General features: G+C 41.3%; 12 protein-coding genes. 3 read left to right on the top strand and 9 right to left on the bottom strand.

The window, feature by feature from the left end:
- Positions 1-164 precede the first annotated feature (164 nt).
- Positions 165-953, top strand: coding sequence for a tyrosine-protein phosphatase (locus tag MKY52_RS25285; RefSeq protein ID WP_341054286.1), 789 nt, complete (start codon positions 165-167; stop codon positions 951-953).
- Positions 954-1,039: 86 nt separating this feature from the next.
- Here the strand turns inward: MKY52_RS25285 and MKY52_RS25280 are convergent, their stop codons facing one another.
- The 6 genes from MKY52_RS25280 to MKY52_RS25255 form a co-directional block, all read right to left on the bottom strand.
- Positions 1,040-1,762 carry a sensor domain-containing protein gene (locus MKY52_RS25280; protein ID WP_341054285.1) on the bottom strand — a complete coding sequence of 241 codons (723 nt, stop codon included), beginning with the start codon at positions 1,760-1,762 and terminating at the stop codon, positions 1,040-1,042.
- Positions 1,763-1,888: 126 nt separating this feature from the next.
- A complete protein-coding gene (locus MKY52_RS25275) occupies positions 1,889-3,028 on the bottom strand; it encodes a toxic anion resistance protein (RefSeq protein ID WP_341054283.1) in 1,140 nt (379 codons plus the stop codon).
- A 24-nt stretch (positions 3,029-3,052) separates the two neighbouring features.
- Positions 3,053-4,741 (bottom strand): vWA domain-containing protein, encoded by a 1,689-nt coding sequence (locus tag MKY52_RS25270; protein ID WP_341054282.1) that lies wholly within the window; start codon positions 4,739-4,741, stop codon positions 3,053-3,055.
- Between the two features lie 13 nt (positions 4,742-4,754).
- The gene (locus MKY52_RS25265; RefSeq protein WP_341054279.1) at positions 4,755-5,564 is read right to left on the bottom strand and encodes a hypothetical protein; all 810 of its coding nucleotides are present in this window, start codon (positions 5,562-5,564) and stop codon (positions 4,755-4,757) included.
- Between the two features lie 162 nt (positions 5,565-5,726).
- A complete protein-coding gene (locus MKY52_RS25260) occupies positions 5,727-6,962 on the bottom strand; it encodes a molybdopterin-dependent oxidoreductase (RefSeq protein WP_341054278.1) in 1,236 nt (411 codons plus the stop codon).
- A gap of 45 nt (positions 6,963-7,007) precedes the next feature.
- On the bottom strand, positions 7,008-7,886 hold the full coding sequence (locus MKY52_RS25255) for a LysR family transcriptional regulator (RefSeq protein ID WP_341055627.1): 879 nt from the start codon (positions 7,884-7,886) through the stop codon (positions 7,008-7,010).
- A gap of 113 nt (positions 7,887-7,999) precedes the next feature.
- Here MKY52_RS25255 and MKY52_RS25250 point away from each other — a divergent pair, with 113 nt between their 5' ends.
- The gene (locus MKY52_RS25250) at positions 8,000-9,289 is read left to right on the top strand and encodes an adenylosuccinate synthase (protein WP_340969084.1); all 1,290 of its coding nucleotides are present in this window, start codon (positions 8,000-8,002) and stop codon (positions 9,287-9,289) included.
- Positions 9,290-9,406: 117 nt separating this feature from the next.
- On the opposite strand, the gene MKY52_RS25245 is transcribed toward MKY52_RS25250, so the two are convergent.
- Positions 9,407-9,595 carry a hypothetical protein gene (locus MKY52_RS25245; protein WP_076121390.1) on the bottom strand — a complete coding sequence of 63 codons (189 nt, stop codon included), beginning with the start codon at positions 9,593-9,595 and terminating at the stop codon, positions 9,407-9,409.
- A 184-nt stretch (positions 9,596-9,779) separates the two neighbouring features.
- Positions 9,780-10,967, bottom strand: coding sequence for a stalk domain-containing protein (locus MKY52_RS25240; protein ID WP_341054275.1), 1,188 nt, complete (start codon positions 10,965-10,967; stop codon positions 9,780-9,782).
- Between the two features lie 240 nt (positions 10,968-11,207).
- On the opposite strand from MKY52_RS25240, the gene MKY52_RS25235 reads away from it, so the two are divergent.
- Positions 11,208-11,738, top strand: a complete 531-nt coding sequence (locus tag MKY52_RS25235) for a GNAT family N-acetyltransferase (RefSeq protein ID WP_341054274.1) — start codon at positions 11,208-11,210, stop codon at positions 11,736-11,738.
- A 315-nt stretch (positions 11,739-12,053) separates the two neighbouring features.
- Here the strand turns inward: MKY52_RS25235 and MKY52_RS25230 are convergent, their stop codons facing one another.
- A complete protein-coding gene (locus tag MKY52_RS25230; RefSeq protein WP_341054273.1) occupies positions 12,054-13,460 on the bottom strand; it encodes a GNAT family N-acetyltransferase in 1,407 nt (468 codons plus the stop codon).
- Positions 13,461-13,604 lie beyond the last annotated feature (144 nt).

Raw genomic sequence — 13,604 nt, 5'->3', positions numbered from 1 at the left:
ATTGCAAACGATTTTACAGAAAAGGTGACCTTTTTGCTATGTTTTTTTGTTGGCATTTATCATGGTACTATATATAGTATTAAGGGCAAACTTTTATGGTTAAGCGACACCCTTTCTACATTTTAGAATAGCCTATTCAATAACCAACCAAAGGTGGTACGAAAATGAACCAGAAACTAGAAACAACAGATTCTAAGCGTCGTGTTCTCCCCTTTAAAGGCATCCTCAATTTCCGAGATATGGGCGGATACACCACCTCAGATGGCCGTAGAGTCAAATACGGTTTGTTTTTTCGATCAGCCGAATTAACAGGAATGACCGATCAAGATATAAAGCTCTTTAAATCACTTGGAATTAAGACCATATTTGATTATCGGGGAATAGAAGAAATTCGTTTAAAACCAGATCCAGTCATTCCAGGAGTTAATAACATTTGTGTACCTGCGCTAAAGCAAGAGGTGCCTGGAGACATGAGAGATGTGGTTCGTTCTGGATTCCTTGAACATTTTACGACAGACTTCTTGGTTAATATGTATTTGGATATGGCCTTTAATAACCCTTCCTTTAAGCGACTTATGGCAACCATTATGCTTCCAGATGAATTCAGTATCCTGCATCATTGTGCCGGCGGAAGAGACCGCACTGGCGTAGGATCAGCATTCATCTTCCTAGCACTTGGGGTTCCAAGAGAGACGATTATAGAAGACTATTTACTCTCCAATCAGACACTTGGTCCTTTGAATGAGCAAATAAAAAAGCAAGCCTCACAGCATCTGTCACCGAAGGAAGTCGATACTGTTATGGCTGCGCTTATATTACGTAGAGAATTCATGGAAGCCATTTTCTCTGCCATTGACGCGCGTTATAAAAGTGTAGAGATTTTCCTCGAACAGGAATTCGGCATGACTGCTGATAAGCGCAAGCAGCTACAAGCCTACTGTTTAGAAGCTTAATAACTTATTGAGCTGTGGACTAATTCATTAAGATAGCGATAAAAGTATAAGAAGCGTAGCTCTTTAAGAGCTACGCTTCTTTCCATTTAATACTGACGTTCTTCCTCGTAGGATACAAACAACATTCTACGCTGTACATCCATCAACGACTTAATCACCCAAGTTGCGATCACAGCAACGACGAGTCCCGCTACAACATAAGAAATATATTGCTGAGATAATGTCCAGTCGATATTAAATAAGGCAAACACACTATTCTCCAAAATATTCAAATTCATCGTTTGCAAGAAAATCTGATGTAGCACAGGTAGTGTGATCAGACCTAGCGCTGCCGCTACCACAGTTATCGTTAGTGAGAAGAAGATAATGCTGGATACGAATCGTCCCATAATCAGCATGATGTTACGTGCAAACTTTGCACCATCAAAACCTAACTTCATGCGTTGCAGGAAGCCCGCTCCCTCTTGCTTCATATCCGTTCTGCGCTCTTCACTCGGTCTAGGAATATCCAGTAGTGATCTTACTAGCTCTTGCTCAAATTTCACAATGTAATCTAACCCTTTAGCTACTGCGAAAAACAAGGGTATACCGATGAAAATTGGTGTTAAAGCAATCGATAATGCTAATCCTGTCACCATAAACACGAAATATACAATCGTAATCGGCAAAGAGATTATAAAATACAACATACTCCGATAGGTCTTGGGACTTGATCGACGTTTGCCTGGTTTAGATTGTGATTTCGATTCTACGGGAATCTGCATGGAATCTACCGCTCCGATCGGCATTGTATACAACTTATCGTTCATTTCTTATGTCCTTCCTCTCACGTTATCAATTAATCTCATTATACGTGAGAAAGAGAAGGCTCAAAACAGTCTTAGGACCGGAGTCTTACCAGACTAAAGGCTAGGATGGGTTTAGACTGGAAATAGCTACAAGCCCAGCTTATTTCCCTTCTCGAGCCGCACGATCTGCTGTTCTCCGTTATCTGCCAGCTCTCTGAACTGGTTAATGGTTTCACGCATTTTAGGAAGAGCTTCCTGCTTATACGTACTGATCGAATCTAAAGCGGATAGCACATCTGTAAATGCCTGTTTTAATGTATCTACTGAAATGCTAGATTCTAGGGATTGCTTATGGATCGCCGCCCCCTGATCTTTCAACATTTTTGAGGTGCCGCTTATTAGCGTGTTGGTTGTTTGATTTAGGAGTTCAATCTTTTTCAAAACAATTCGTTGATTATAGAGTGCACTGGCCACCGTAACGGAGATTTTCAGGGCAGAAACCGTAACATTTCTAGCTCTGTCCACCCCTCTAATTAGCTCTTTATTATTTCGTATAACCACTTCAATCGCCATAATTCCCTGCTGATTTACTACCAGCATCTGTTGCAGATCCATCACACGCTGCCGCAGAGGAAACAACACCTCCTCGGTTATGAACTTTACTCTTTCTTCAGACTCATTACGTAGCTTGGCTGCATCTAGCTGAGCCTCAATCTCCTGATCCATCAGCATTCCTAGCTGAATTTCTTTCTGCAGTTTTTTAGTGAGCTCTCTAAGCGATTGCTGCTCAAACTCTAATGTAGTGTTATCATTTTTCAATACGGTTTTGCCTTTATCTAAAGAAATGATAATATCTGAGATTACAGCATCTGCTTTTTGATACTTCGCAAAATAACTCCGCAATGGGTTAAAGAACTTCCCTAGAAGACCACTTTTGGCAAAATCCACTGCGCTTGGGTCTAAATCTTTCAGCTGGAGGTTTAGTTCCGTTAACCCTTTAGCTACTTGCCCGCCTTCATCCCCTGTTTTTGATAAATTCCCTACAGAAACTTGCAAAAGAGAGTTCTTGTCTGAAGACGATCTCATGGTGCTCATCCCGAAGCTGTCTATGGATTGCAGCACTTCTTTTCGTTTATCCAAAGATTCTAAATCTAGCTCCAAAATCGTCGAGACATTGGTTATCGCCATTTCCTTCAATTGTGTTACTTCCTGTGGCTCAGGTTTAACCTGTTCTTCAATCGCTGATTTCAATTTCTCCCGACTTACCACTTCCATCGTAAAAGACATAGAACCCCTCCTAAAAGTTGTAACTTACATTTGAACATTAAGCAGGTTTCCGATTTTATAGACTACGTCGTCTGTATCCGCGTTGATGTTAGCCGCTTCATTAATACTTGAAATGCTCTCCAGTGCTTTAATATTTGCGTTGTAGCCAATGGTGTAAATCGGAATTTTATAGGTTTCAATTAAGCCCCTGATATCATTCAGTGAATGACCTTCATTCGTTTCTCCATCACTTAATACAAAGATTAAAGGTTTGATTTCCGGGTTTATCTTCATTTCGTCTTGAAGCATTTTGAGTGCCACCACAATTCCATCAAAAGTCGCTGTCCCCCCATTCGCCTGAAGACTATCTATTGCCCCAACAAACATCGACTGCTGATTCGTGTCATATTTGCCAATTGGAAGATTTATCGTAACGTTATCGGAGTAGGAAACAAAACCAATACTATTATCTTTGCCTAAGTATTTCTGTCCTGTTAATAATGATTGCTTTAAACGATTTAAAGGCTCACCGTTCATGCTACCTGAGACATCAGCTACAAATACTGCCGCAATGGGTTTATTGCCGTTTTTCTTCTCCTTCCACAGCTTTTGAGCCGAGGATAAAAGACTGCCATCCACTGGATTAACCTCCGAATGATAGTCATTCAGTCCATTAAAACCTTTTTCCTCACCCAAACGCTGATACTTATCCTGTTCAACAAACTCCGCGAATTTCTTAATAGTGTCCAGCTTCTCTTGTGGAAGATCACCTAATGCGTAAAGAGGGCTGTCATGCCTTACACCAAAAGGGGTAAATACATAACTACCCTTTAGTTCGGGGGCATTTGCGTAAATTTGGTACTCTAATACAAAAGCATCCAGCTTCCCCGTTTTAGCCGCATCACGCATTTGTAAAGTAGTCGATGCGATAAAAGGTACATTCGCTTGGAATTTCTCAAAGCCCTGAACTGCTTGCTCTCCAAGCAAATCAGAGCTGTCAAACGTCCCAAGTGCAGTCACAAGAAAGTTCAAACCTGTTGAGCTGGCAAAAGGATCTGTGTAACCCATAGATAATTCATTATTCGCTATCGCATCAGTAATTGTCTTAACGTTTAAAGAACCATACTTTTCTACTAACTCATCATATTTCGTTTTATTCGTGACAATACCGGCTACATTACCAATAAGACGATTGGTTATAAGCTGCGTATTCATTCCGTTCGCTTTTACCATCTCACCCCATAACTCATTGGATGGTGTAAACGCATCTGGTATATATTTACCAGACCTTATGTAATCCGTCGCTGTTCCTGATGCAATATTGCGAATTTTTACTGAAACAGGTAATCCGTTCACTTCTATATTGGAACTATTAAAGTCTGTCGCCACTTCATTAAGCCATCCATCATTACCCGTTCCTGATTTCTCTGTGGATGAAAAGATTTCGACAAAGCTATCCGTTGTATTGGTTACTGATATAGGAAATTTAGAAATATCCGGTAAGGAATCACCAATCGCTACAGGATCAAGGTCGATTTGTCCTTTAACTTGCTCCGCGATATTTACGTTAATTTTTTTATAAAGTTTTTCCAACCGCTTTCCTGCATCTTCTGACGAAACCTCAGTAGTGGTTTTGCCTAAATTAGATGTTAAGGTAATCCCAAAATACACAAGAGCAAAAACTATCACTGTTATAATTCCGAGGACTAAAAATGTTCTCCCTTTCCTAGCCATTCGCATCTTCCTTTCATTGCTTATAGAATTTCGTCTGTTTGATCAATTCATCGATCTCCTTCATACAAGGCATATCTTCAACATCTTTATAATTCGTACTGTCTAAAAGCGATATTTCGAGAAGTAATTGATCTAACTTCAGCAAAATCTCTTCGTTTGCACCGAGATAACCTGTTACATAAGCCAAGTATTCATTGTATAGCGCTGTTTTTTTCTGCACCAATTTATCCGAGAACTGCGCAGGTCTCTGCTGACTGGCAAAAAGGGAGAATTCCGAAGCGTCAAAAACACTTAACTTATTAAGTATCCCTCGGATATTCAGATAGAAAAGCTTCTCTACTTCATAACTGACCGCACCAAACTTCTTGAAGCTTAGCTCCGACTGCTCAAATCTCTGACCAAGGATAACCATTAACGTATTTTTCTTCTTTTCCATTCGAATGACCTGATCCAAAGCCAGTGTAATGTCCTTCTTCAGCACCTTTACATTTTTGTATTGCGTGAGCGCTGCTATATAATCCTCATACGTCTTTATCTCTTTTACAGGTGGAACCACCGAAGCTTTAAACAGCAAATTATAACTTCCATAAAGGACAACAAGAAGACTGATCACTACTAATGTCACGCCAAAGGAAGTCTCTAGAACGCTTACTCCCCCAATTTCGACCCCTAATAACCCTGGTGACAAAACGATAATATTCAGTAACACCACGCCAACTATAAGTCCTAATAGCTTTACGGATCTCGCACCGTTCAACATAAACACCTCCCTAACCGATCCGGTAACTTTTTCCAGCATTTGCTTTATTTTATCAGAAACCAACTCACCATACTCCTTTTATTTACAAAAAAACTAATTTTCCTCAGATGATCTCTGCCCCTCGTTGATTCACTTCTATATATATGGAATTATTTCTGTGATTACATCCCTAATCACAAAAAAACCTTAACAGGCCCAAAGCCCATTAAGGTTAAGTAAACTCATTTATACCCAAGCGTCATTCGAATAGCCTCGTTGCTCCCAGTATCCTGTATGCTCTCCCTCGATCAGTTCAATCCGGTTCAGCCACTTCACTGACTTGTAGGCGAACATTTTGGGGACAATTAGCCGAACCGGTCCACCGAGATCGCTCGGAATCGGTTTCCCATCATGCATCACCGCGACCATAACATCGTCCATATCCGCCTGCTCCAGCGTAAGGGTATCTGTATATACCCCATCCCCTGAGTAGAACTTCACTGTCTTTGCAGTGGACTTCACACCAGCCAGTTGTAGAAGATCCTTCAGCTTGATGCCCTCCCAGGTATTCTTATAGACGGACCAACCTGTCACGCAGTGAAAATCACTCACTTGAACCGTACGTTGCAATTGAACGAATTGCTCCCAATTCCATGCAAAGCTCTGATCAACAAGACCATCCAACTTAAAGGACCAATTATCGTTCGTGAACTCAGGAATAGGGGTTACAGTATAAACACGGAATTGACCCTGCGACCCACCTCCAAGAGGCGGTGACGATGCCGCCAGTGGCTGCGGTGCTGGCAACAGCTGATTGCGGTCATTCTCGATTAATTTATCGATCGTTTCACTGCCACCGATGTTTCCAATCGAGCTGCCTAACCATTTTACAAATGAGGGTCCGATTGTAAGGGCAAGCCCTACACCGATCGTCCCTCGAATGAAAGCTCTACGTGTATAGACTGGCTGCGGAGTATTCTGAGATGTTGTAATAGCACTCCCCTCGCTCTTGATGGTCCGACGATTCGGCTCCTTCAACCACTTCACACGAGTCAATGAGTGATAGATAATGTAAGGCAGTCCAATCCAAGTCAGGACATCATGAACGACCAATGAAAGATTAGATACTTGCGGTCCTACCGTACGAAACTGCCATAACAATACACCAGAAACGAACCACCCAAGCAACAGGAAGAGCACAACAAGTACATTGAACCGCTGCCAAGGTTTTTCCTTTAGCTGTTTCCAATGTTTACTGGCCAGCAGAAGATAATAGATCACTGGAAGTATAGATGCAATTCCTACCACAATATGCAAGCCTTTAATCCATACCCTGCCTTCACCAAGGAAACCTCGCCAGAAACCGCCTACTAGCACAAGCCCAGTCAAGGCTAATATCACGACGATCCAGCCGTTCCAGGTGTGAAGTGCACGCAGCTTTTTCCCGTATCCCTTACGTAGCCGACCAAGCAAATCACTCATAGCTTAGCCTCCTCCTCATATGTATGATCCCGCATCCGATATAATTTAGTCCAATAAGGTTAGAAAGGACTTTGATGCAGCAGAGAGTGGAACCCCTCGAAGAGTCGCTATCCCAATGTTACGTTCTGGAAATGGCGGATCTAAAGGGATTTCTACAAGCTCCCCACTTTTTAATGCTTCCCTTACATAATCACGAATAACAAAAGCTAGACCAAAGCCACGCAAAGCGAACTGAACAAGAAGATCTACACTGCCTAGTTCAAACTCTGGTGTTATCGTCACATGATTGGAGGCAAGAAACCCATCTATATACTTTCTTGTGCTGCCTCCTGGCTCCAGGAACAACAATGGGTACTGCTTGATGTTTGAAAGCGGCATCGTATTATCCGCTAAATGACGGAAGCCCTTGCCTCCTACAAGACAATCTTGGAGCCGTGTACTCTTACGAAATTCAATCTGCTTGTCAGATGCCGGTAAGCTTACGATGCCGAAATCAATTTTTCCTTCTTTTAAAAGCGTGAGCGTTTCCGGTGTTGTTCGATTCGTAATATGAATACGTACGTTAGGGTATTGTTCATGATATTGCTCGAGATAAGATAACAAGTAATATTTGCAGAGGGTATCACTTGCACCGATATGAATCTCTCCACTATTTAAATTGTTCATTTCTGCAATCGCTCGCTCACCCATCTCCACATTCTGAAAGGCTTGCTCAATGAATCGCAGCAGCACTTTTCCTTCTGTTGTTAGATCCACCCCTCTAGAGGTACGGAAAAATAAAGGGCCGCCCATCTTTTCTTCCAATTGCTTAATCGTGTGACTCACCGCTGGTTGTGTGATATTCAGCCGTTCTGCTGCCGCAGTTAAGCTGCCTGTTTGTGCTACCCAATAAAAAGAGCGATACCATTCCAAGTTGATGTCCATTCCCAAGTCATTACCTCACCTTATAATAGATATTACATATATCAATTTTTCTAATGTTATATCTAGCATTATACTTAGAGCTGTAGCCAATCACAAGCTTGGGAGGTAATCACGTGACCGTAATCGCAATTGTAGGAGCTAACTGGGGAGATGAAGGCAAAGGAAAAATGACAGATGTACTAGCCGCTCAATCATCCTATGTTGTTCGTTTTCAAGGTGGAAGTAATGCTGGGCATACTATCATTAACCAGTATGGAAAATTTTCGCTTCATATGCTGCCTTCTGGTGTATTTTACCCTTCAGTTACAAACATTATTGGACCAGGAACAGCTCTTGATACAGAAGTATTAGTAAAGGAATTACAAGCATTAGCAGATAGAGGGGTTCCACAGCCGAAGTTGTACGTGTCTGAGCGTGCTCAAATCGTACTTTCGATCCATCGTTTGTTTGATGAGCTGGAAGAGGAACGACTTGGGTCACAAGGGTTCGGTTCAACCAAACGAGGAATAGCGCCATTCTACGCGGATAAATATGCGAAGCTCGGGATACAAGTTGCAGATTTGTTTGATCCCGCCCGACTTGAGAAACGTCTCGAACAATTACTTGCTTCAAAAAATGTATTGCTGGAGCATTTATATAAGAAAGCCCCTATCCAAGTCTCGGAATTAATGACTCAGTTACAAAAGGAAGCTGCGCAATTGGCACCATATGTTGCCAATACAACAGAAATACTACAAGAAGCTTATGCAAAGGGAGAAACGATTCTACTTGAAGGGCAATTAGGCGCTCTGCGCGATCCTGATCACGGTATATATCCTTACTCTACCTCTTCATCGACACTTGCCGGATACGCACCTGTCGGCGCGGGTCTACCTGCGGCTGCCATCACGAATGTTATCGCTGTAACGAAGGCATATTCCAGTTGTGTTGGTGCCGGACCTTTTGTATCTGAATTAGAAGGCCCTGTAGCGGATGAACTTCGCACACGAGGTGGCGATGCAGGGGAATTTGGAGCAACAACGGGTCGTCCTAGACGTATGGGTTGGTTTGATGCAGTAGCTACACGCTATGGTTGCCTGATGCAAGGTGCAACGGAGGTTGTGCTGACCAATCTGGATGTTCTTGGTTATTTAAATGAGATTCCGGTTTGCGTTGCCTATGAACTTGAAAATGGGGAAATCACCGACAAGTTTCCAGCAACAAATAAGTTAAACACAGCAAAACCGATAATAACGTATTTATCTGGCTGGAACTGCGATATTTCCCATATCACAAACTTCGACGAGCTGCCAGAGCAAGCTAAAAGTTACGTAGACTTTATTGAAACGTCTATTGGAATACGTATTTCTACTGTTTCTGTGGGACCTAGACGTGATCAGGTTATTCATCGTACGCTGAAATAATTTCATATCAAGCATAGTGTGAATTTTATACTTTCTTATATTTCAAAATAAGGATGCCTAGTTGTACCTACATGCAAAATGCATATAGCTGCAACTAGGCATCCTTGCGTTACTCTTTTACACCAACACTGCATCCACTTTCGTCTGAGGCGCCTTGTCACAACGCTTACAAACCTTAACGACTGATCCGTCCGTTTTTCTTTTTGGATAAAGCAGTTTGATCCGTGTGCTCTGACAGACCGGACAAGTACCCCGACCCCTGGATGGTAAACTCCACAGTGCATGTCCACGTTTTGACTTTGCCATGAATGAACCCCTCATTTCGGTCAACAATAGTCAACACTTCATTCTGAAAGTGCTTCTTCCAAAAGATATGCTGCAAGGACAGGTTGTATGATTAAAGACGTTCAAAAGTTCCTGTAGAATATAAAAAAGACGCCTTCGAGAATGAAGACGTCCTATTGTTTAGAATCGGATAGATATAGATAACTTAGTTCGTGTAAATCATGGAGACAACACCATTCGTAAAGGTAACATAGTTATAATTTCCATACCGCCAAGTCTCTACAGTAATTCCACTTCCGGATAGACTTGATTTGTCGATAGGGGTTCCCCAGCTTAGTTCTACTTGCTGCTTGGTCATTCCTGTCGAAATTTTACCTGCCTTAATTTTAGCCCATGTTGCATTTGACCATTTATAGATTTTGGTAGGATCAGACGTAAAGAAATACTCTTTGTTTGCTAGAACGCGAGTGACCTGATCATATTCCATATCATAAGTCTCCACAACTTTACCTGATGCCAATTTAAAAGAAATGGCAAACTCATTATCGTCGTTCACTAGAATATCAACAATCGTTGCTTTTTGGAATTTATAGTCGGAGTCAAACTGGTTGAACCAATAAGTCTTTCCGATTAGCTTAGCGAGATCCCCTTGAGATTCTCTTTTAGCTATTTTTAACGTATTTTTCGTATACGCAAATAACTCCGCTTTACCGAAATTGATGTTCAAAGACTCATAATGAGCACCAAAGTCCAACACTGCTCCCAATGAAGTTTTTAAGAGGGTTGCAGGGAATACAGCTCCTCCATCCACGGTTTGCACTTTACCACTCATTTTCACCTTATTCCCATTCACCATAGCAATATCAGTGCCTAGCTGAAGTTGGATAGGCAAATCTCCCAGACGAATGCTAAAGGTCTTAGTGGCTGTGTTAGTCTGAATAGTTGCACCCAAGCTCTTAAATGTGGATTGTACAGGCAAATACATCGTGCCATTGATTAATACACCTGTTTCGATGTCCTTATCAGCACTGATAGATAACTTTAACGTTTTGGAATTAGCTCCTGAACGTACGGTTACATTTGTTTCGCCAACGGCTAATGCTTTTATTGAACCATCAGGCAGCTTTTGCAATAAGTAAGGCTTCTCAATAACCATATCTGCTTGAGACAGTGGAACACGTTCGGATGAGCCATCTGGACCTTTTGCAAAAATCTGCACTGGAACCTTGTCACCAACGGTCATCTCCGTATAGTCCATCTTAAAGATTAGATCATCGTTGTTTTGAGTCGTAGTCTCTGCTTGTACACTTGTATCTGCTGCCTTCGCTGTATGAATTGGACCAAACATAGATACTGCCAGCGCTGCAGTGATGCCCCATTTAATCATTTTCATTTCCAAAATCCCCCTCTAGTAAATAAACCAATATTACTTTATCACAATTCCACTATTTTTGTAGATAAAAATGGAAGGTTGTTAAGCTTATATTTTTATAATGTGTAAATATTATGAAAAATAAAGGAAATTACATTGATCTACAAGAAGTTACAGAGTACGTATAACAGAGTCTTTGTAATCGTATTAGGCGGTAGCAACTGAAGAACAATTAAAACTTAAACTAGGAGTGCTATATTCATGGAAATAGTATCGAACCGATTAATTTTAAGAGATTATACAAGCAGTGATTCTTCTTTTTATGAAGAACTAGAACAAAATCCCCTATCCTACAAATATGAGAACACTGCACCTGATGCAAAACAAATTAAAGATGACTTCCTTTCGATCTTGTCTCAAGCAACATGTGATCCACGGCAATATTATGATCTTGCAATATGTACAAAGCTGGATATGAAGCCCATCGGTAATGTCAGCATAAAGTTAAATTGGGAAGAAATCAGAGAATGGGAAATCGGTTGGGTCCTACTCCCGGACTATTGGAAAATGGGATATACAACTGAAGCCGTGAAGTCTCTGATAGGTTATGCCTTTAGCTCTCTTAATGCACATAGGGTTGTTGCATATGCCAACGCCGAGAATGTGCAATCTGAGAATGTAATGATTAGAGCAGGGATGTTTAAAGACGGGGTTCTTAGGGAGACTAGATTCTGTAATCAGCAATGGTGCAACGAGATTATTTATTCTTCTTTGGAACAAGAGTGGACCTAATATTTAATGGTTTAAAACAAATTAGGGAAAAACTCCCTATAAATAGTCGATATTCGCTAATAATGATTGAAATTAGGGAATTCCTCCCTATAAATCAGGCTAATCCCTTTGATTTTCATCAAATCAGACGAATTTAGGGGAGGTTTTCCCTAATTATAAGTCTGGCAACCAATAATCTCAGAATTAGAGGGAGAAATTCCCTAATTGTTCTATTGAAACTTCACTTAGATCATCATTTTGAACGTCATTTACAGGATAACAAGAAGAGCCGCTCCCAAGTAGTACAAAAACTACTTTTGGAACGGCCTCTTTTCTTTACACTATCAACTCACGTATAACTTCAACCTCATCCCTGCTCATTTCAACGAATCCAAGGGATGTATATAAGTTCGAAGCACGTTCGTTCTCTATTCGATGTCCAATAACGATTTTGTCGCAGTGATGTTCCGCTTTTATAGTTCGAATCAAGGCATCCATTCCGGTTCGACCAAATCCTCTATTCTGATATTTCTGATCAATCATATAAGCCATAATCCAATAGCTTCCATCCTCAGGATCAACGGCATATACTGAGAATCCTACCAATTCTTCATCTGCGTACAAAGCCAACGGAGTCATTCCACAATAAGCCGATTCTGCTAACCAATAGACTACTGGTACAGGAAAAACCGTCTTTTGCTCATTGGACACCTCTAATTGCGTACAGGCATACCAGTTATTCTCAGTGATTGTCTTCAGCGCAATATGTGGATGAAAGCCATCCCGAATACGATCACAGATTCCTTCTAATTTTGATTTTAGCTGTAGTGCCCATTCCGGACAAACAGAAACGTCCAAATTCTCTAAACTCCGAAGTAACCTAGCGAATCCATATAAGTCAGAGAATCTTTGGAATTCTGGCAATAGCTTAATATAATCATCATCCAGCCGCTTTACAGATCTATAGCCATTAATAAAAAGATCGATGTTCTTCTTGCTCTCATCATCATTCTGCTTGGATAGATCTCTTAACGCTGATGTGATATCCATCGCAAACCAGTGATACATAGAGTCATCAAAGTCGATCGCGCTATATCGAGATGTCTCTTTCATATAAAAGATATTGTCTGTCTCAAAATCAAAATGGATCAGCCCCGTATGCCCTACGCCAAAAGAGAGCTCACTTAGCCACGCCTCAATTCGTTCATATTCCTTAAGCGCTTTATGCTCCTCGGGGTGTCTTCTTAATACGGATAAAATAAATTGAAGCGAATCGACCCAGCTTTTACGCGCGGGTGTGCTCGGAGCATAAGTCTCAGATAAATTATGCAATCTCGCGAGCGTTTGACCCCAATGTTGGAACTGCAGCTCCGACATCTCTTCAAGCGGAACGTATTCCCCTTGGGCTTGTTCAAAAACAACCCCGTGATATTTGCTATTTCCAGTTGAAAGGGTCTCAATCCACTTCCCTTGCTTGGAGCGTACTGGCGCTACGGTCTCATACCCCTGTTCCAATAAGTACATCATAAAATCTAGTTCAGCCTGAATATTCTCTGCGCTATTATCCTCTTCGTGAGTAAACCTTAAATAATAGTGCTTATTATTCCATTGAAACGTATAAATAAAATTGCTACTTGCTCTCACAAGCTTCAAAGTTCCAGGCTCATGATTCCAATACTTGATCATCTCTTTAGCGGGTAGATCGTTCTCTGTTCCCCGTACCATGTTCATTAAATTCATCATTTCCGATAGTGCCTCCCGTAGTCATTGAGAGGTGTTCTTCCCTTACGAATACTGACCTCTCTCGGACTTCATTGTGGTGTTGTTCGTACTCAAACATCATCACTCCTTATAAACGGATTAGGGACCCCAGAAAGATTTGACCTT

The sequence above is a fragment of the Paenibacillus sp. FSL P4-0184 genome (assembly GCF_038004625.1).
Taxonomy (GTDB): Bacteria; Bacillota; Bacilli; order Paenibacillales; family Paenibacillaceae; genus Paenibacillus_AQ.
This window is presented reverse-complemented; position numbering and strand designations above follow the sequence as displayed.

Excerpts from the sequence above, each read along its gene's own strand:
- MKY52_RS25285 (WP_341054286.1), top strand. The coding sequence starts at position 165 with ATGAACCAGAAACTAGAAACAACAGATTCTAAGCGTCGTGTTCTCCCC.
- MKY52_RS25280 (WP_341054285.1), bottom strand. The coding sequence starts at position 1,762 with ATGAACGATAAGTTGTATACAATGCCGATCGGAGCGGTAGATTCCATG.
- MKY52_RS25275 (WP_341054283.1), bottom strand. The coding sequence starts at position 3,028 with ATGTCTTTTACGATGGAAGTGGTAAGTCGGGAGAAATTGAAATCAGCG.
- MKY52_RS25270 (WP_341054282.1), bottom strand. The coding sequence starts at position 4,741 with ATGGCTAGGAAAGGGAGAACATTTTTAGTCCTCGGAATTATAACAGTG.
- MKY52_RS25260 (WP_341054278.1), bottom strand. The coding sequence starts at position 6,962 with ATGAGTGATTTGCTTGGTCGGCTACGTAAGGGATACGGGAAAAAGCTG.
- MKY52_RS25255 (WP_341055627.1), bottom strand. The coding sequence starts at position 7,886 with ATGGACATCAACTTGGAATGGTATCGCTCTTTTTATTGGGTAGCACAA.
- MKY52_RS25245 (WP_076121390.1), bottom strand. The coding sequence starts at position 9,595 with ATGGCAAAGTCAAAACGTGGACATGCACTGTGGAGTTTACCATCCAGG.
- MKY52_RS25240 (WP_341054275.1), bottom strand. The coding sequence starts at position 10,967 with ATGAAAATGATTAAATGGGGCATCACTGCAGCGCTGGCAGTATCTATG.
- MKY52_RS25235 (WP_341054274.1), top strand. The coding sequence starts at position 11,208 with ATGGAAATAGTATCGAACCGATTAATTTTAAGAGATTATACAAGCAGT.
- MKY52_RS25230 (WP_341054273.1), bottom strand. The coding sequence starts at position 13,460 with ATGATGAATTTAATGAACATGGTACGGGGAACAGAGAACGATCTACCC.